The sequence below is a fragment of the Paradesulfitobacterium ferrireducens genome (assembly GCF_017310645.1).
GTDB lineage: Bacteria > Bacillota > Desulfitobacteriia > Desulfitobacteriales > Desulfitobacteriaceae > Paradesulfitobacterium > Paradesulfitobacterium ferrireducens.
Map to the genome: position 1 here is coordinate 1 of NZ_JAFLRH010000009.1, position 18,266 is coordinate 18,266.

At 52.6% G+C, this 18,266-nt stretch carries 16 protein-coding genes; 12 read left to right on the forward strand and 4 right to left on the reverse strand.

Annotation, left to right across the window (positions count from 1 at the left end):
* Positions 1-127: 127 nt before the first annotated feature.
* The 11 genes from J0X21_RS03265 (at position 128) to J0X21_RS03315 (ending at position 13,175) form a co-directional block, all read left to right on the forward strand.
* Positions 128-1,279, forward strand: a complete 1,152-nt coding sequence (locus tag J0X21_RS03265; RefSeq protein ID WP_206810694.1) for an iron-containing alcohol dehydrogenase — start codon at positions 128-130, stop codon at positions 1,277-1,279.
* A gap of 129 nt (positions 1,280-1,408) precedes the next feature.
* Positions 1,409-3,097: an aldehyde ferredoxin oxidoreductase C-terminal domain-containing protein gene (locus J0X21_RS03270; protein WP_206810695.1), complete on the forward strand. Its 1,689-nt coding sequence runs from the start codon at positions 1,409-1,411 to the stop codon at positions 3,095-3,097.
* A gap of 471 nt (positions 3,098-3,568) precedes the next feature.
* Entirely contained in the window at positions 3,569-4,246 is a 678-nt protein-coding gene (locus J0X21_RS03275) for a PspA/IM30 family protein (protein ID WP_206810699.1), read from the forward strand.
* A gap of 31 nt (positions 4,247-4,277) precedes the next feature.
* Positions 4,278-5,369 carry a hypothetical protein gene (locus J0X21_RS03280; RefSeq protein WP_206810701.1) on the forward strand — a complete coding sequence of 364 codons (1,092 nt, stop codon included), beginning with the start codon at positions 4,278-4,280 and terminating at the stop codon, positions 5,367-5,369.
* Between the two features lie 250 nt (positions 5,370-5,619).
* Complete coding sequence (locus tag J0X21_RS03285) at positions 5,620-6,336, forward strand: SGNH/GDSL hydrolase family protein (protein WP_206810702.1); 717 nt, start codon at positions 5,620-5,622, stop codon at positions 6,334-6,336.
* Positions 6,333-7,799, forward strand: coding sequence for a class I adenylate-forming enzyme family protein (locus J0X21_RS03290; protein WP_206810704.1), 1,467 nt, complete (start codon positions 6,333-6,335; stop codon positions 7,797-7,799). The genes J0X21_RS03285 and J0X21_RS03290 overlap by 4 nt, the downstream gene beginning before the upstream one ends.
* Positions 7,796-8,866, forward strand: a complete 1,071-nt coding sequence (locus tag J0X21_RS03295) for a glycosyltransferase family 4 protein (RefSeq protein ID WP_206810705.1) — start codon at positions 7,796-7,798, stop codon at positions 8,864-8,866. The genes J0X21_RS03290 and J0X21_RS03295 overlap by 4 nt, the downstream gene beginning before the upstream one ends.
* A gap of 7 nt (positions 8,867-8,873) precedes the next feature.
* Complete coding sequence (locus J0X21_RS03300; protein WP_206810706.1) at positions 8,874-9,866, forward strand: sugar transferase; 993 nt, start codon at positions 8,874-8,876, stop codon at positions 9,864-9,866.
* 1 nt (position 9,867) lies between these two features.
* Positions 9,868-11,058, forward strand: coding sequence for a glycosyltransferase (locus J0X21_RS03305; protein ID WP_206810707.1), 1,191 nt, complete (start codon positions 9,868-9,870; stop codon positions 11,056-11,058).
* A 2-nt stretch (positions 11,059-11,060) separates the two neighbouring features.
* A complete protein-coding gene (locus tag J0X21_RS03310) occupies positions 11,061-12,002 on the forward strand; it encodes an NAD-dependent epimerase/dehydratase family protein (protein WP_206810708.1) in 942 nt (313 codons plus the stop codon).
* Positions 12,003-12,029: 27 nt separating this feature from the next.
* Complete coding sequence (locus J0X21_RS03315) at positions 12,030-13,175, forward strand: aminotransferase class V-fold PLP-dependent enzyme (protein ID WP_206810709.1); 1,146 nt, start codon at positions 12,030-12,032, stop codon at positions 13,173-13,175.
* 101 nt (positions 13,176-13,276) lie between these two features.
* On the opposite strand, the gene J0X21_RS03320 is transcribed toward J0X21_RS03315, so the two are convergent.
* Entirely contained in the window at positions 13,277-13,798 is a 522-nt protein-coding gene (locus tag J0X21_RS03320; protein WP_206810710.1) for a DUF2680 domain-containing protein, read from the reverse strand.
* 342 nt (positions 13,799-14,140) lie between these two features.
* Between J0X21_RS03320 and J0X21_RS03325 the strand changes: the two genes are divergently transcribed.
* Complete coding sequence (locus J0X21_RS03325; protein WP_328812166.1) at positions 14,141-15,670, forward strand: sensor domain-containing diguanylate cyclase; 1,530 nt, start codon at positions 14,141-14,143, stop codon at positions 15,668-15,670.
* A 101-nt stretch (positions 15,671-15,771) separates the two neighbouring features.
* Here the strand turns inward: J0X21_RS03325 and cobS are convergent, their stop codons facing one another.
* The 3 genes from cobS to cobT are packed head-to-tail and all read right to left on the reverse strand — an operon-like array spanning position 15,772 to position 18,244.
* Positions 15,772-16,503: an adenosylcobinamide-GDP ribazoletransferase gene (gene cobS, locus J0X21_RS03330; RefSeq protein WP_206810711.1), complete on the reverse strand. Its 732-nt coding sequence runs from the start codon at positions 16,501-16,503 to the stop codon at positions 15,772-15,774.
* Between the two features lies 1 nt (position 16,504).
* The gene (gene cobU, locus J0X21_RS03335) at positions 16,505-17,149 is read right to left on the reverse strand and encodes a bifunctional adenosylcobinamide kinase/adenosylcobinamide-phosphate guanylyltransferase (protein ID WP_206810713.1); all 645 of its coding nucleotides are present in this window, start codon (positions 17,147-17,149) and stop codon (positions 16,505-16,507) included.
* A 21-nt stretch (positions 17,150-17,170) separates the two neighbouring features.
* A complete protein-coding gene (gene cobT / locus J0X21_RS03340; protein WP_206810715.1) occupies positions 17,171-18,244 on the reverse strand; it encodes a nicotinate-nucleotide--dimethylbenzimidazole phosphoribosyltransferase in 1,074 nt (357 codons plus the stop codon).
* Positions 18,245-18,266: the final 22 nt, after the last annotated feature.

The window sequence follows — 18,266 nt, forward strand, 5'->3', positions numbered from 1 at the left end:
TTATTCAGGAATTCCATGAATCCCGCAATATCTTATTTAGTTTTCAAAGAGCCAAAAACCTAAATGTACCAAGGGCTCACGCCCTGTTTTTAATCTAAAATCATTATAGTACGAGGAGGAATTTATCATGTCTTTTCAACCGTTTTCTTTTAAGATTCCAGGAGAAGTAATCTTCGGCGCCGGAAGTCTGGCAAAGCTGCCGGGTATTGTTCAAGAGAAAGGACTCGGAAAAGTCCTGCTGGTTTCAGACCGTGGTCTCGAAGCAGCAGGGTTTGTCGGCAAGGTTACGGCCATCTTAGAAGAGAATGGGATTGGCTGCGTGACTTACCTGGACGTTGAAGCCAATCCTTCCACGGAAACGGTGGACAAAGGCGTAAAGATGTATAAACAACATAACCTGGATGGAATTGTTTGCCTCGGAGGGGGCAGTCCCATGGATACGGCCAAAGCGATTGCCGTCTTGGTAGTAAACGGTGGTAAGATTCAGGAGTACGAAGGTGCGTATAAAGTCAAAGAAAATCCGGCCACTGTCATTGCCATTCCGACGACAGCGGGTACAGGGAGCGAAGTGACTCCCTTTGCGGTGATCACCGACCGCAGTAAAAATTATAAGCTCACGGTCTTTACGGATAAAGTCATTCCCGCCGTGGCTCTGCTTGACCCGGAGTTAATCACCACCCTTCCTCCGCTGGTTGCCGCTTCCACCGGCATGGATGCTTTAACCCATGCCATCGAAGCCTATATTTCACGCGCGGCCTCTCCCTTCTCCGATGATATGGCGGAGAAAGCGATGGAGCTTATCGGAAAAAATATCCGGTTATTTGTAGCCAACCGTGCAGACATTGACGCTGCCTCGGGTATGCTGCTTGGAAGTATGTTTGCCGGAATTGCTTTTGCCTGGGCACGCCTGGGTGATGTTCACGCCATGGCTCATCCTCTGGGTGGATTCTTCGGGATTGCCCACGGAATTGCCAACGCGGTGCTCTTGCCTACGGTCTTAGAGTTTAATGCTCTGGCTGATAAAGGGAAATACCGCAAGATCTTTAACTATATTAAAGATGGAAAAGTCATCGAAGGGTTTACACCGGCCACCTTGGTTGAGGAAATCCGGCAGCTTTCCAATGAGATCGGCATTCCCAAAAATCTGACCGCTGTGGGTGTAAAAGAAGAGCTGATCCACCATATGGCCGTCGATGCCATGAAGAGCGGGAATGTGCTCGTCAATCCGCGCCAGACCACCTTGAAAGACATCGAGGAGCTCTACCGGATCGCTATGTAGGGAATCTCTCAAACTTTCCTTAATATTGTTAACAATGAGAAGGAAGTTCGGACTTGCCGCAGAAATAATAACAAAGGACTAGGACCGCAATTCAACTCTGCTGGGTAAAGAAGGGAAGGGGAGAGACACATGCATTTTGTCCGAATCAATATGACGAGCCAGGAAGCGAAGATAGAACCGGTGCCATCAAATTATGCCGGCCTGGGAGGCCGGGGGCTTACTTCCATGTTTTTGGCTGCGGAAGTAAACCCGGGATGCTATGCTCTCGGTGAGGAAAATAAAGTAATTATTGCGCCCGGGCTGCTTACAGGAACCAGTGCCCCGTCCACCGGAAGAACGTCGATTGGAGCGAAGAGCCCGCTTACGGGCACTATTAAGGAAAGCAATGTCGGGGGCTTAGCCGGGCAATACCTGGCTGGCCATGGTATTAAGGCACTCGTAATTGAAGGATTGCCCCAGGAAAAACATGCCTGGGTATTGCACATTAATGGTACAGGCGTAAAATTCGAAACGAAAGACAATTTGGCGGGTCTAGGAAATTATGAGGCCGTAGAAAAGCTGAGAGCAGAATATGGAGACAAGATCGCTGTCATTTCAGTGGGCCCGGCGGGGGAAGCAGGAGCTGCCATTGCGACCGTAGCTGTGAGCGATATGGAAGGCCGGCCCGCCCGCCATGCCGGCAGGGGAGGCATGGGAGCAGTCCTGGCGAGTAAGGGAATTAAAGCCATCGTGCTTGAGCGGCCGGACAAGCTTATTGTGGAGGCGGTCCATAACGGTGAGTTCAAGGAAAAGGCCAAGGATTTCGCCAAAGCTTTAAGCGAGTCTAAGAAAGGGCTTACCACTTATGGCACCGCCATGCTGGTCAATGCTATCAATGCTGTCGGCGGCTTGCCCACCCGTAATTTTTCCAGTGGGCATAATGACCGGGCGGATGACATCGGAGGGGAGAAACTGCATCAGCTCTGTACGGAGCGGGGCGGTTCCACCGGCCATGCCTGTTCCAGGGGGTGTGCCATCCGCTGTTCCAATATCTTTCATGATGCCGAAGGGAACTATGTTACTTCCGGACTTGAATATGAAACCATCGCCCTTTTGGGTTCCAACTGCGGCTTAAATGACCTGGACGGGATCGCCCGCCTGGATCGGCTGTGTGATGATTTGGGGATCGATACCATGGAAATGGGAGTGGCCTTAGGAGTGGCGATGGAAGGTGGCGCTCTGCCCTTCGGCGATTTTGAACGCATGACCGCTGCGGTGACAGAGGTAGCGCATCATGGAAGCTTAGGCCGGATTCTTGGTCAGGGAGCGACTGTTACCGGCCGGGTTTTGGGCGTAGAACGGGTGCCGGCGGTGAAAGGGCAGTCGATGTCCGCATACGACCCGCGTGCTCTCAAAGGAACCGGCGTTACCTATGCCACCTCGACTATGGGGGCGGACCACACTGCCGGGAATGCACTTCCCGGCCGGGGCGGGCTAAAACCGGATCAGGTGGACGGACAGGTTGACTTGTCGCGCAATCTGCAAATTTGGACCATGGTCTGTGATATGCTGGGGGTATGTATCTTTGTGGGTCCGCTCCCGGACAATATGCCGGTATTTGCCTCATTGGCGAGTGCCTTTAGCGGGGAGAAGATCACGGAGGAGATGTTAATTGCCCAGGCCCGTGATATTTTGAAGGCAGAGCAGGCTTTCAATGCTGAAGCGGGAATAGGTGCAGCTTTTAATGATGTTCCCGGATATTTCCGGACAGAGGCACTGCCGAATAACGGCTTGGTGTTTGATATTCCGGCAGAGGAACTTAAAGATTTCCGGTATTAAGGGAACTTAAAGATTTCCGGTAATAAGGGAACTTAAAGATTTCCGGTATTAAGGAAAAATTTTTTTACCGAAAAAGTTTTTCTAATTCAGTTTTTCTAATTCGGACTTGACAAGCGACAACTTATTACCTAAAATAAAAGATGTTAGATAGTTCATTTCGGAATAAGGGGAGTAGCAAGCGGTAGCGATACCGTGGATAGTGTCGTCAAAACGGTTCCTTTAGGAATCCGGCCTATCCCAAGCGAAGCGGTTGCAAGACCTTGCCCATTGGAGGTGAGGTCTTTTTATATTTTTAAGCTGAAGGTGAAAGGAATTTTCAGGGAGGGGGGAGAATATGTAAAATGGGGTTTTAATTTTAAGCTGGATTTGGTTTTAAAAAGCAGGCATAACGATGATTGCATTAAGTGATAATTAACAGGGGTCTAAATTGACGGTTAATTCAATGAATGAAAATTAAGGGGGAAAGGTACCATGGGTTTATTTAGCAGAGTAAAAGATTTATTGCAGGCAAACATTATGGATATCGTGAATAAGAATGAGGATCCGGAGAAAATGCTTAACTTATACGTAGCGCGGGCTACGGAAGAAGTGCGCAACTTTCAGATCCAGGTAAACCGAGCGGTTGCAGATAAAATCCAACTGGAAGAACGGATCGAAATCTTGCGCAAAGACATCACCCAACGCACGGAACAAGCCAAGCTGGCTGTGGCCCAAGGAAAAGATGACTTGGCACGCACCGCGTTAACCCTAAAAAAAGACGCCGAGCAAAGCTTACAGGACTACGAACAGCAACTGGCGGATCAGGCACAGGCTGTGGCCGACCTGCAGGAGAACCTGCGCATTCTGACTGAGAAGCTGGAAAAAGCAAAGCTGGAGCGCAACAACCTGGTCATGCGCCAGCGCCGGGCCCAGACCATGAAGCGGGCTAATGAGGCGATTTCGGGCGTATCTACCCGTGACCCGCTGGCTGATATCGACCGCATGAAAGAACGGGTGGAGCGGGCGGAAGCGGAAGCCAAAGCTTCCAAAACCATGCTTTCCACCGGAAATTCGCTTGAAGATCAATTCGAGGAATTGGAAAAGAATAAAGCCAATGCCGAAGTGGAAGACGAGCTGGCTAAACTCAAAGCCGAACTAGGGAAAGAATAAGACAGAAATTGGCCGCAAGTAGGTGAAAGCAGTGGATAAGTGGAGAAAGGGATTCGGAATAACCTTAACAACATTAATTTTGCTTATTAGCCAAGCGACTTTAGTCTTGGCCCGAGCGGGCGGCGGCAAAGGGGGCAGCCTCGGCGGGAGCGCGGGCCGTTCATTCAGCGGCGGCTCTTTTTCCGGCGGCACCTTTTCAGGAGGAGGCTTCTCCGGAGGATTTTCCGGGCGCAGCTATACGGGGGGGTTCTTTCCGTTTCCGTTCCCATTTTTCATCGGCGGGACAGGGTATTCCGGGGGTTCGATTTTCGCCGGTTTATTCGGATTCCTGTTTATCATGGTCATCCTGTATTTAGTCTTTAAAGCCATGCGCGCCTCGCGCAAGTGGCGCGGGGGGGGCTACAGGGGCGAAGGCGGTTTCGGGAGAGGCGGCAGCCATTATGGGGGTTTCGGCGAGAACATGGTCTTTCCTCCGTTTGGCCGCAAACAGGATACATGGCAGAGCCCGAAATCTAGGGAGAATCCGAAATCTTGGGAGAATCCGAATACCTGGGAGAATCGGAATACCTTCTCAGACCCCGTGGATATAAACGGCCGTCCGATTTCCAATGCGGATAACATGCGGCGCTTTGCCCAGGCCATATCCTTCACCCGGGACAACATGCAGTATTTTGCCCAGACGTTTCCCCGCTGGGACCGCGCCTATCTAAACGGCCGCATCCGCCAGGTTTTCTTCTGGTTTCAGGATGCCTGGAGCAGACAGGATCTCAGTGAAGGGGCGGAGTACCTGGCCATTCCTTTGAGTGAGAAATACCGCGCCGATCTCGAACACATGCGTACGCGCGGGGAACGCAACCTGATTAAGGAACCGGTGCTGAACCCGGATGACATTGAGTTTATTGACAGCACGCTCAGTGAAAGCGGGGAAAAATTTGTGGCCATGCTCTCCGCCAGTTTAATTGACTATACTATTGATGCTTCCGGGCGCACAATAGCCGGAGACGAAGAGAAACGGCTCTACTTTACGGAGTTCTGGGAATTTATCTGGGAAGGAAATAAGTGGCTTCTAAACCGGATTTATCAGGAAGACGCGCTTGAGCTGGCTCAAATAACCCGGAGGTAAAGATATTAAGGGTAATAACCAAGGGTAATCGGGAATGGTCATCAGGAAGGGTAATAAGAATCTCTTACTAAAAAATAACGTTTTAGAATAGCCTAATCCTGCCTTTTGGCAGGATTTATTTTTGGTTTGTCGAAGTTAAAGATAGAGGAAGTCTATGTATTCACATATATTTTTGGACTGAACTAAGCTTTATTCTGAGTACTGAATTCTGACTACTGAGTACTTTAATTATGCAGTGATGGAGATGAGCATGAAAGTAGTATTTATCGGCGGCTGCCATCTTGTGGGCAAGCCCCATGGGGTGCAATACGGTTTTGTCCGCAGGCTTTGGAAACGCTGGCGCAAAGAATCGCGTGACGTGCATTTTGATTTAGTGCCGTATGCGGCGCGCTGGGATTCTTTGCTTGAAGCCTGCCGGGATGTTTTGGCTCGTTTTCCGGATGTGATTATTGTCAACATCCAGGCTGCTTTAGTCTTGCCTACCTGGGACCGGACCTTAAGACGTCTGGGCTTCAGCGGGGAAAACAAAGCAGAGGATCCGGCCTTAAACTGGTTCGCCCCCACGGCTTGGAAACCGGCGAATCAGGGCAGAGCTTACTGGATCGCCAAAAGGGCAGGAATCCTGCTGCTCGGGGGGCACCGGGAAAACTGGTCCCGCATTGAGGAAGTCTGGCAGGAAATCAGCCGGCTTTTAAAACAAAGCCCGGCCCGGGTGATTGTGCTTACCCCTACTCCGGCCAATGGGGAATTTTTTGTACGGGGGCAGGCTAATTTAGAGCGCGTGCGCGAGCTGGTCTTGCGATTTTCCGATTGTTATGAGGTGTGCGATATTTACCCTGACCTGCAGAAGATGGGCAATGAGGCGTTATGGCTAGATGGGCAGCATATCAGTGTCGCCGGCCATACGCTCATTGAAGAGAAGCTGTGGTCAACCCTTAAAAATGACAGGAAGGATGAAATCGTGTGAGTGCGGGGGCAGACACTGTCGGAGCTTTTATTGAGCGTATTTGTGATGAATTTCCCGAACATTTCTTGTTTCACGATTACAGCCGCCGCATGCGCTGTACCTATGGTGAGTGGGGGCAAGACGGAAAGGCATTAGCCCGTGAACTCAAGCATCAAGGGTTGGCTCCCGGGGATTTTGTCTTGCTGAGATTCGGCAATCATTACGGCTATTTGGCTGCTTATGGGGGGGTAGCCAGGGCGGACGGAGTTGCGGCTCCGGTGGCCCTCCGGCTTACCGGGCGTGAGCTGGTCAGAATTCTGGAGCTGGTAAAACCAAAATGGTTTCTGACGGATGTAGCGGCTTGGGAAGAAGCACGCATGGCGGTCGAGGGATCTTCAGTCGTTCATATCGGGCTCTGGACCGGCCATGCTTGGACGTGGCAAAGCAATACTCCGTCTGTACCCGCGCGGCGGCCCGAACCGGGTCTGGCCCACCTGCGCTTTACATCCGGGTCTCAAGGTGAACCAAAAGCGGTAACCTTAACCCATGCCAATATGTTGTGCCGGGTGGGGTGTCCGGGGCATTATGCCCAGGCGGGGGACGTTTTTTACCTGGGAATCCCGTTTGTGTTTCGGCCGGACCGGCTGATTCTGGCTTTAAGCGTGGGTGCAGAGATCGTGGTCGAAGAAAGTGTGCATCCGCGCCAGATGGTGCGCTGTTTTGAAGACACCGGGGTGACGTTTGCCTGGCTTGTGCCTACTCTGATCGGACTTTTAACTGAGCTGGAAGAACATGAGATTCCGGCTAAGCTGGCTTTAAGGGGAGTCAATACCGGAGGTGCTTACCTCTACCGTCACTGGGAAGAAAAATTTGAGCAGCTGTTTCAAGTGCCGGTGTATCAGCAATATGGTTTATCGGAAGGGTGTGTAGCCTTTGAAAATCCCCTGAACAAGAAAACGGGGTCGGTCGGGCAGCCCGCTCCTATGGTAGAAGCCAAGATTTGCGACCCTCAGGGCCGGGAACTGCCCCAGGGTCAAATCGGGGAGTTGTGGTACCGCGGAGCCAATGTGATGCGCGGGTACCTGGACCGGCCGGATCTAACGGCGGCCGCGCTCCGGGACGGATGGCTCAGAACCGGGGATTTAGCCCGCTTTGACCAGGATGGGTACCTCTTTATCGAAGGGCGGATCAAAGACCTGATTCACAGCGGGGGACTTAAATATTCCCCGCGGGAAGTGGAAGATGTCTTATTGTCCTATCCCGGGATAAAAGAGGCAGCCGTCGTGAGTGTGCCCCATCCGACCAAGGGAGAAATCGGGAAAGCGTATTTTGTGGCAGTGGGCGCCTTGCACCTGCCGGAACTGCGTGAGTTTTGCCGCCGGTACCTGGCAGATTATAAGATTCCGCGCGAGTGGGAGCAGGTCGAGAGTCTGCCCAAACTTTCCAGCGGGAAGATTGCCCGCCGTTCGGTGGGCCAGGGATGAACATTGCCCTGATCACGAGCCAGCTAAGTATTGGCGGGGCGGAAAAAATGGTTTGCCATTTGGCTCAGGGGCTGCAGCGGCGGGGACACCGGGTGACAGTGATCGCCGGCGGCGGAATCTTTGGCCCCAAACTCAGGGAAGCCGGTCTGGAAGTGATTGACCTTCCGCTCTCAGCCAAGTGGAAATGGCTGTTTCCGGTGGTCTGGCGCCAACTCTATTATCTTTTACGAAGCCAAAACTATGATATCGTGCACGTGCACACCGCTCCTTTGGCCTTTTTCTTAAGAGTCATCCAACGCCTGGGCGGGATTGAGGCCGGGACGGTGCTTACCCTTCACGGGAGCCCGGCCTGGAAGCTAAAGCTCACCCGGTTTTTGCTTAAATCCTTAAGACTCAAGCGCTGCGCGGTTTCGCCGGCACTGGCACAACTGACTAGTGCCTATTATATCCCGAATGCGGTGGAAATAGAGCCAACCCCTGCGAATATTCAGCATCCAGCCTTTAAGCGTGGCACCCAAACTGATTCGCAGTATCTTACGGTAGGGATTATTGCCCGCCTGGCGCCGGAAAAAGGGCTTGATCTCTGGCTTAAGGCTTTGGGGATGCTGGCTCAGGAAGGAGTAAGGGTTAAGACTTTAATCGCCGGAGACGGGCCCGAGCGTACTAAACTGGAACAAGAAGGCATAACCTGCGGGCAGGAGGTTGTTTTTTACGGCTTTCTCACTAATCCTTGGCAGGTGATGCACGAAATCGATTTGCTGGTGCTCCCTTCCCGGCGCGAAGGAGAACCGCTGACACTCTTGGAGGGAATGGCCCGGGGCAAACCGGTGCTGGCAGCAGAAGTCGGCGGAATCCCCCCCCTGCTTGCGGGTGGGGCCGGAATCCTAGCCGAGCCTTCAGCCGCCGGGTTGGCACGCGCGCTTAAAGAATTCCTGGCCTTAACTTCCCGGCAAAAAGAGGCGATGATAGCTTTAGGCCGGTCGAGAGTGGCCGCACGCACCTGGGATCATTGTCTGGACAGCTACGAACAGGTTTATTCAGAAGCCGGCAGCGGGCAGGGGGATTAACGGGGGCATGGAGAGCATGGTACAGGATGGCAAATTCAAACATGGAACGGTCAAAGACAAGGTAATCCTGCTCTATTCGCATATTCCCGATGAGGGGTTAAGGCACGGTCTGAGTGCCGCCTATGCTCCTGCTTCAGTGCTTGCGGTTTCTTCGGAAAAGGAATTGGAGCAGCTCCTTAAAGACCCAAGAATACTTGATGACCATGGAATATTGGGAGACCAAGCTGTCGAATGTAAGGGCTGGCACCTGAGCCTGCTGGTTTTGGGCGCGGATTTATCGCTGGAACAACGGGAAAAAGCCTTGCTTCTGGCCTTGAAACGCCAGATCCGGACCGCGGTTGTTCCCGGAGTGTATGAATCCCTGCTGGCTGCCCCGGTTCCGCTGGGGGACATTCCCTTAATCTTTTTTCCCATTCCCGGAACGGAGCGCCGGAACCGCTGGTTCTGGCTGCAAAGAGCGGCAGCTTTCCTCTTATTAATCCTGGCTTCTCCGCTGCTGCTGCTGGTGACCTTGGCTATTCGCCTTGATTCGCAAGGTCCGGTAATCTATAAACAGGAACGGGTCGGGTATAGAGGAAAACCATTTGTCCTCTGGAAATTCCGCACGATGGTGGTTGATGCGGAGGCAGAGAGCGGTCCGGTTTTTTGCCGCGAGCAGGACAGCCGGATCACGAGAGTAGGCCGCTTCCTCCGGCACACGCATTTGGATGAATTGCCCCAGCTGGTAAACATTGTACGCGGGGAAATGAATTGGGTCGGTCCGCGGCCCGAACGCCCTGATTTTGTTATAAAATTTATCAAGAAATTTCCGGGGTATGAATTACGTCATCTTATCCCACCCGGACTGACAGGGGAAGCGCAAATACAGGCCGGGTATGATGCCAGTCCTGAAGCCAAGCTCTCTTTTGACCTCCAGCATTTGCGCCGTCAGGGGCTGTGGGAGGAAACAAGGGTTCTTCTGGCCACGATTCCCTCGATTATATTGAGAAAGGGTCGTTAGCTTGAATATTCTCCATGTCATTACGCGTTCAGAATGGGGCGGGGCCCAGAAGGTCGTTTACCAACTGGCTCTGGCTCAGCGCAAGCTTGGGCGGACGGTGACGGTAATGTGCGGGGAAGACGGCAGGTTGGTCAGAGAGCTGGAACAGTCCGGGATCAAGGTAGTGAAGAACCGGTTCTTGCAGAGAGGTCTTGGACTAGATGATGTGCGGGCGGGCTTAGCGCTCCGGCACGAACTCATGCGGGGCTATGATCTCGTCCATGCTCATTCGAGCAAGGCCGGAGCGCTCGCCCGCCTGCTGGCCCCGCGGTATCAGGTGCCGGTATGTTTTAGCGTACATGGTTTTGGGGTCAGCCCGGACCACCCGCGCTGGAAAAGAATCTTATATCACGCGATCGAGAGCTATTTGGCCCGGCGAACCAGCGCCCTCGTTTTTGTCAATCCCGCAGATTATGATGCGGGCAAGGCTCAGGGATGGCTTAAGCACGGCTCGGGGGGAGTGAACCGGCGTCCCTGCTTGGTTAAAGTCATTCCAAACGGCGTCATGATGCGGGATGCACCGGAAAAAACCGCGGTTCAGAGAGAGAAGATGAGACAGTCCCTGGGTATACCGCCTCAGGCTTACGTCATTGGTAATCTGGCACGGGTGGCTTGGATTAAAAACCCTGAGTTTTGGCTGGAGACCGCCAAGGATTATCTGGGCAAGCATGCTCTAGGGACAGATACCTTTTTTGTGTGGTTTGGCGGGGGAGAACCGACCCGAATAAAAGAGCTGAATGCGGCTTGCCCGGGGCGGATTCTGTTCCAGGGAGAAACCGAAGATATTGAGTCAGCCCTCGCCGGTATCGATGTGTTATTTCTAAGCTCGCGTTCGGAAGGGATGCCTTTGGCTGTACTCGAAAGCCTGAGTCTGGGAGTCCCGGTCGTGGCTCCGGCCTTGCCGGGGCTGGTAAAAATGTTTAAGTCCACAGGGGGAGAAGAAGCATCTGTCTTATTCTATCAAACCGGGGAGCACAGGCAAGCGCAAGCCGCCCTGGAGAGCTTACGCAGCCCGGATGTGCGCAGGCGCCTGGGAGAACAGGGCGCTGCCATGTGCCGGAGGGAATACTCGCTGGAGAAGATGGTTCTGGCTTATGAAGAAGTTTATGCTTTGATTTCAGGACAAGATACGGAGTCGGAAAGGAAGGAATAAGTGTGCGCATCGCAGTGACAGGAGGGGCCGGGTTCATCGGCAGTCATACGGTCAATCACCTGGTGAATGCCGGGGATGAGGTTTTGGTAATTGATGATTTAAGCGCCGGTCACGTCCGGCCGCCTGCACCGGTACGCTGGTTGAAGGCGGATATTTTTTCGGAACAAGCGGCAGAGGTTTTGCACCGGTTCAAACCCCAGGCCGTCATCCACCTGGCGGCCCGCGTTGATGTTGAGGCTTCCTGGGAATGCCCGCAGGATGACCTGCGGGTGAATGTCGAAGGAACACTGCGGCTCTTAGAGTTATGCCGTTCCTTAGGACAGGTGCGCTTTGTGTTCGCGTCTTCGGCGTCCGTATATGGGGCCAATCCCGGGGTCGTGCGCGAGCACGAACCTCCGGCACCCTGTTCTCCGTATGGGCTGGGCAAGCTGACGGCTGAACGGTATTTGGAACTCTGGGGCAGCCGTTGGGAAATACCGTGGCTGGCCTTGCGCTACGCCAATGTCTATGGACCTTATCGCAAAGACAGCTATCCCAAAGGGGTATGCCGGGTTTTTGCCCGGCGTATTCAAAACCGCTTACCCCTGGTTATAAACGGCGATGGCAGCCAAAGCCGGGATTTTGTATCGGTATATGATGTGGCCAGGGCCAATTATTTGGCATGTCACAGTAAGCTCTCGGGAGAAATTATGAATATTTCCAGCGGCTGCGGGCATACGATTCTTGAAGTGGCTGAGCATCTGAAGCTAGCGAGTGCAAGACAGCCGGAAATCGTCTTTATCCCGGAGGGGGAAGTGGGAGTAGCCAAAAGCGCGCTTTCTCCGGACAAGGCCAAAGCGCTTCTGGGGTGGGAACCGGAGTGGAGCTTGCAGGAAGGGTTATTTGACCTGTGGACAAAGGTTGATCACGAGCCGCTGGCTGTGAGCGGGGTCTGCGCGGGGTAACTCAGCAAGCAGGAGGAGACCAGAATAATGATATATCTCGATAATGCGGCCACGACCTGGCCGAAACCGACTGGGGTCCAACAAGCCATGTTGGAGGCTTTGAATCTCGGTGGTAATGCCGGCCGGGGAGGGCACGCAGCCTCCCTGAAGGCGCAGCGTCTGGTGCATCAAGTCAGAGAAGATTTGTGCCGGTTTTTTGGGACGGATGATCCAACCCAGGTGATTTTCACTCATAATGCCACCCATGCCCTGAATCAGGCCCTTTTTGGCCTGCTCCAGCCGGGAGATCATGTGATCACTTCTTCCCTGGAACACAATGCGGTGACCCGGCCCCTGAAAGTGCTGGCTGATCAGGGGGTGGAAGTGACGGAGATAATGGTTCATCCTGATCAGGAATTCCCGTGGGCTGAATTAGACCAGGCGTTTCAAGGTAATACCAAGCTGGTGGTGACCGTACATGCGTCCAATGTCACCGGTACTCTGCTGCCGGTTGAACAGATTGGAAGAATTGCACACAGGCATGGAGCGTTGTACCTTTTGGATGCGTCCCAAACGGCAGGGGTCTTTCCCCTCGACCTGGGGCAGCTTCCGGTTGATCTCTTGGCTTTCCCCGGACACAAAGGCTTGCTTGGACCTCAGGGAACCGGCGGGCTGATCGTGAAATCCAAAGTAAAGCCGCTAAAACCGCTCCTTTATGGGGGAACCGGGAGCGTCTCCGAATCAGACGAGCAGCCGGATTTTTTGCCGGATGCACTTGAAAGCGGAACTTTAAACGTAGTTGGGATTGCAGGCCTGGGCGCGGCTATGTCTTACTTGAAAGCGCAGGGGCTAAAGCAAATTCAAGAGCGTGAACAGGCCCTGTGCCAGCGCCTCATTGACGGGTTAAAAGAAATCCCGCATTTAATTCTCTACGGTGGGTTCAGAGCTTCTTCCAAGGCATCGATCGTTTCTTTTAATATTGGTGATCTTGACTCAACCTTTGTCGCTTATACCCTTGAGCAAACGGCGGGAATTGTGGCCCGTGCCGGGCTGCACTGCGCTCCCCATGCCCATAAAACCCTGGGGACCCTGGAACAAGGAACTGTGCGCTTCAGTCCGTCCCATTTTACCACAGAAGCGGAAATCGACCGGACTCTGGAAGCGGTGAAAACGGTGGCTCGGGATTTGGTGTAAGAGCAAACGGGTTATAAATCAGGTTTTGAATATGGAGAAAGCCCCCTAGCATGTTGGTACAAGGGGGCTTTACTAGTGAATTAGGATTGACTTTAAATTCGTTAATTGCTGGAAGTGGAGCCGGCAACCGGCGGAACAGCAAACTGTCCTTGTCCGCCTAAGCGGCTGCCACGCATGCCACCCATTCCGTAACCGGGAGTAAATTGACCGGGGGTAATCGTCCCGTTTTTCACGGCTTCATTGTATTGCTCGAGGCGCTGTTGATGCAAGGCATTCATGGCATCAATCTGCTCCTGGGTCAACGGCTGGCCGCCGTTCATGCCCATCCCGATGCCCCCGCGCCCGCCGCGCAGTCCCATATTGGGCACAATTCCATTGTCAAGAGCCTGGCTATTGTACTGGGATTTCAGATCGATATTGTTCTTAATGTTGGTAGCTTGGTCAGCCGTAATCATCCCGGCTGCCGCTTCTTTGTCCGCGATTTCCTTCTGCAGATTGAACATTTGCTGATATAGTCCTTTGATTTCACTGAGTTTGTCAGGGTCTGTGGCTCCGAGGGCGGCCGTGGCTCCCCCGACCAGCAGGGCTGCTGTAAGTATGCCTGCAGCTAATCTTTTTTTCATATTGGTGAGACCTCCTTAAAATTTCTTCTCCGGATTGTTAATTTTCGTATCCGGGACAATTATAGAATACCCTGCAGTTATGACAAGAGTATGGCGAAAATTTGAAGAATTTATGAACTCTTCTGCCTTACTTTATCTTGGAAAGAACAGGGAAAAGCTATAAATAAAAAAATCTCTTACTTTGATCAAAAATATGCTAAAATAGTAGGGAGTAACTAGGCGCAAATCTTAGGATGGCGCATAGCCTGGTTTCAAAGAGAGTTGCTTGAGTTATATTTCACATCAGGGCTGCCAAATATCTTCTGGGCTCAATCAGTTCGAGGGCGAAAGGTGAGAAAGCCTGTGTCTATCCCTTCAAGCATAAGTGATAATAATAGACTGAATCCGGAAGAAATCTTGGGATTGCTCCAGGAAATGAATCATCAGAAAAACCTGGAAGAAGGCTTGAAAGTACTCACCCGCTACAGCCTGGATATTTTTCACTCAGCTATGGCCGGGATTTGGCTCTGGCGGGATGAGGAGTTTCAGTCTCTGGCCATTAGCGCCCGGCATCCTGAACAAGAACGCTTTTTAAAGGACACGGTGTTCCCAGCGGATTTTAAAATGTTTGACCAGGATGGTCCCGGAGCCCAGGAATGTTTGCGCCGGAAGATGATTTTACAGGATATCCAAGCCGGGGATGAATTCCCAGGACCTTTTTCCAGTTGGACCGGGCAACTGCTTGCCTTTGACCTAAAAAAGCTCCTTTGTGTTCCCCTTCTGCATTTTGGACAACTGTTAGGAGTGTTGACCCTTTTCAGTGCAGAAGAGGGGGCTTTTGACGAATTAAGCATCCACTGGCTGAACCAGCTCATGCCTCTCATTTCGTCCTTTGTATATGAACAACAGCTGCTCCTGGCGGCCTGGGATAAGGAGCAGGCTTTAACTTTGCTCCTACGGGGGACGGAGATCTTAGTCCAGGCGGACTCTGAAGAGCAGCTGCTGACAGAGGCCGGGGAAATGGCCATGGAGATTCTCTATCTTGAAGCCGGCTTTTTCCTGATTCAAGAGGGGGATGCATGGCTAGTGCGTGCTCCTTTTGGGCGCCTCAGGCATAATGAAACAAACTGGACGGCTGAAGTCTTAAGACTGGTCAACGCGTCCAGCAGTTATATTCCCCATCAAAATTCTACCTTGCGTTCATTTGGAGAAGACAGTGCCGGTGAAAGGCTTCCTTTTAAGTGGAAGAAGATCCTGATTGAACCTTTGCGCACGCATTCAGGAGTGGTGGGTGAGCTGTGGCTGATGGATTCGCGGGCCAAGGCCTTGGAGCAGCGCCAGGAAATCCTGGGAGCCTTTGTGCGCGTTTTAGGGGTTGCCTTGGAAACCATCCGGCAGCGTTGGGAGTTAGAGCGGCTGGCCTCAACGGACCGCTTGACCGGAATCCTTAACCGTCAGGGATTTGAGCAGCGCATTCACGAAGAAATGGCGGGAACAACCCGCCGCAACTCCAGTTTTATCTTTCTTATTCTTGACTTAGATGGGTTTAAGCAATTAAATGATACCAAAGGGCATCCGGTCGGGGATGCCGCCTTGCGTAAGCTGGCCCAGAACCTGCGCGCTTCCGTGAGGGAAGAAGATATTGTGGCCCGAACCGGTGGAGACGAATTCACCCTTGTTCTTACAGATCTGAAGAAAGGTCCGGAAACCATCGATATTATTGAAAGACTGAGGGAGAACATGAGCCTGGAAGAATACGGTTTAGGGGTAAGCATAGGGGTGGCTGAGTATCCAAGAGAGACCAATACTTATGAAGGATTGTACCGCTTAGCGGATCAACGGCTGTACGAAGGGAAAAACAGCGGCAAAGGGAAGATTATCATGGGGGAGTAACCATATAAGTAGTCAGTAGTCAGGAGACAGGAGCCAGAATAAGGGATACTTAGTACACGTATTCTCTATTCTGACTTCTGAGTACTGAATTCTGACTCCTACTAAAGATAAGCGACAATTACCAATAACACCACTACTTCCGTTATCTCGATGATGGCTCCGTAGATATCCCCGGTTAAACCACCCAAGAGGCGGGCGACCCGCCAGGAAAAGAGCGTGACCAAGGCAAGGGCGCTCAGAATGGCGCTGATTCCTGCCAGGCCATAGATCCAATAGACCAAAAGCGCAAGGATCATTCCTTCTGCCACAAAAAAAACCCAGCGCCCAGATTCATGGAAACCTTTGCCCAACCCTTCCTTGCGCGCATAAGGAAAGTGGATGACGGCGATCAGGAAAGCCCAGCGGGCAAGCATGGGCGGAAGCACCAAAAAATAGTAAGAGCGTGGATCAAAACTGGCGATTAGGGAAAATTTAAGGATTAAAAGGACAGCCAGGGTGATGGAGGCATGAGCCCCCACCCGGCTGTCTTTCATTATTGCCAACATGCGCTCGGGCGTGCGCGCGGACAAAAGGCCGTCCATGCTGTCCATAAAGCCATCCAGATGAAGTCCTCCGGTCAGAATGATTTCCAGAGCCAGTACGATGGCGGCAACCGCCAGCGGAGGGTAGAAGATTCCGGCAAGGGCCGCTGTGCTCCAAAGGATACCCCCCAGAAAGAGCCCGATCAGCGGGTAATAGCGCTGGGAGCGGGTAAACTCTTCTGTAGTGACATTTTGAGGCTGGGGAAAGGGGATGCGGGTTAAGAAGGTAAAGGCAATCAAAAGTGCTCGCATGTTAACGCTCCTGCAATCTATCCAGAATTAGTTGGCCCGGCCCTTTGACTTCCAGGGGGTAGCCCGCCACCACTAAATATACCTCGGCGGCGGCCTGGGCCAGAATTTGATTGCTGCGTCCGGCCAAGTCGCGATAAGCGCGGGCCAAGGGGTTGTCCGGTACAATGCCGGAGCCTACTTCATTGGTGACTAAAATAACCGTAGGATTGATTTCCAAGGCGGCAGCGGCAGCTTCCCGCACGAGAGCCAGGATTTTCTGCTCAATTTGCTGTTCGTAAAAAGGCTGGGTTTGCTCTGTAGAATAATGTTCTATTTGGTTTGTGCTTTTGGCGTAAGGGTCAGGCTCTATAGAATGGTATTTTAGGATTAAGTTTGAAAGCCAAAGAGTTACACAGTCCAGGAGAACTACACCAACATTTTCTTTCAGGCTGAACAGGACTTCCCTGATATTCAGCGGTTCTTCGATCAGATCCCATTCCGCCGGGCGTGATTGTCTGTGCTTTTGCACCCGGTACGCCATTTCTTCGTCCCAAATCTGGGCGGTGGCAATGTAGGTTACCTTCCGGCCGCTCGAAAGGGCCAACGCCTCAGCAAATGTACTCTTGCCGCTGCGGGCACCGCCGGTAACCAGAATCAGCTTGGACAATGTGCATCAACTCCCTTATATTTAAGCTTGTTCACTGACTCCGGCGGAGGCAAAGGTGGCCATCTCCTCCAGGATATGAATAGCCGCTTCCACCAGATAAATACTTAAAGCTGCGCCGGTTCCTTCTCCCAGGCGCATATTCAAAATGAGCACCGGGTCGAGGCCTAGAATTTTTAAGGCTTGGCGGTGGCCCGGTTCGACCGAAGAATGGGAGGGGAGCATGTAGCGGACCGCATTGGGACTGAGCTTCGCAGCAATCAGGGCACCAGCGGTGGAGATAAAGCCATCCACGATGATAGCCGCCCGGCTGGCAGCCGCTTGCAGGATGGAACCGGCAATGGCCGCAATTTCAAGTCCTCCGACCTTAGCCAGGACATCCAGCGGATCATCCGTGTCCGGCTTATTAAGAGAGATGGCCTTATGGATCACTTCAATCTTGCGGGCAAGGCCGCGGTCATCCACACCGGTACCCCGGCCGACTACTTGCTCAACCGGCAATCCGGTATAGAGAGCGGCAATGGCTGAACTGGGGGTCGTATTTCCGATGCCCATGTCCCCGGTTGCCAGAAGGTTGGCTCCTAAGTCTATTTGTTCCTTGGCCACAGCTGCTCCCACCAGGATGGCCTGAATCGCTTCGGCTCGGGTCATGGCCGGACCTTGGGCCATATTTGCGGTTCCGTTCTTAACCCGGCGCTTCATTAACTCTGCCGGTTCCAAAGGAAAAGCGACCCCGACATCGGTGCAGACGACATCTGCCCCTGCTTGCCTGGACAAGACATTAATGGCCGCCCCCCCATTAAGGAAATTATACAGCATTTGCGGGGTAACTTCCTGGGGAAAAGCGCTTACTCCTTCGGCCACGACTCCGTGATCTCCGGCCATCAGAAGCACGGCCTTTTTTCGGATGTGCGGGCTGGAAGTCCGTTGAATCCCGGCCAGTTGTTTGGCGATCTCTTCCAGCTGGCCCAGGCTTCCCTGGGGCTTGGTGAGTGAGTCCAGCCGCGCCTGGGTCTCAGCGATTGCTTCTTCATCCAGAGAAGTAATCCCTGCAAGTAGATTTTTTAATTCTTGTTCGAGTTCAGTTAATGTTTTCATCATTTCTCCTCCTTAAATTTAA

What these genes read in the sequence shown, in the direction of transcription:
- J0X21_RS03265 (WP_206810694.1), top strand. Translation starts at nt 128, where the DNA reads ATGTCTTTTCAACCGTTTTCTTTTAAGATTCCAGGAGAAGTAATCTTC.
- J0X21_RS03270 (WP_206810695.1), top strand. Translation starts at nt 1,409, where the DNA reads ATGCATTTTGTCCGAATCAATATGACGAGCCAGGAAGCGAAGATAGAA.
- J0X21_RS03275 (WP_206810699.1), top strand. Translation starts at nt 3,569, where the DNA reads ATGGGTTTATTTAGCAGAGTAAAAGATTTATTGCAGGCAAACATTATG.
- J0X21_RS03285 (WP_206810702.1), top strand. Translation starts at nt 5,620, where the DNA reads ATGAAAGTAGTATTTATCGGCGGCTGCCATCTTGTGGGCAAGCCCCAT.
- J0X21_RS03295 (WP_206810705.1), top strand. Translation starts at nt 7,796, where the DNA reads ATGAACATTGCCCTGATCACGAGCCAGCTAAGTATTGGCGGGGCGGAA.
- J0X21_RS03300 (WP_206810706.1), top strand. Translation starts at nt 8,874, where the DNA reads ATGGAGAGCATGGTACAGGATGGCAAATTCAAACATGGAACGGTCAAA.
- J0X21_RS03315 (WP_206810709.1), top strand. Translation starts at nt 12,030, where the DNA reads ATGATATATCTCGATAATGCGGCCACGACCTGGCCGAAACCGACTGGG.
- J0X21_RS03320 (WP_206810710.1), bottom strand. Translation starts at nt 13,798, where the DNA reads ATGAAAAAAAGATTAGCTGCAGGCATACTTACAGCAGCCCTGCTGGTC.
- cobS (WP_206810711.1), bottom strand. Translation starts at nt 16,503, where the DNA reads ATGCGAGCACTTTTGATTGCCTTTACCTTCTTAACCCGCATCCCCTTT.
- cobT (WP_206810715.1), bottom strand. Translation starts at nt 18,244, where the DNA reads ATGAAAACATTAACTGAACTCGAACAAGAATTAAAAAATCTACTTGCA.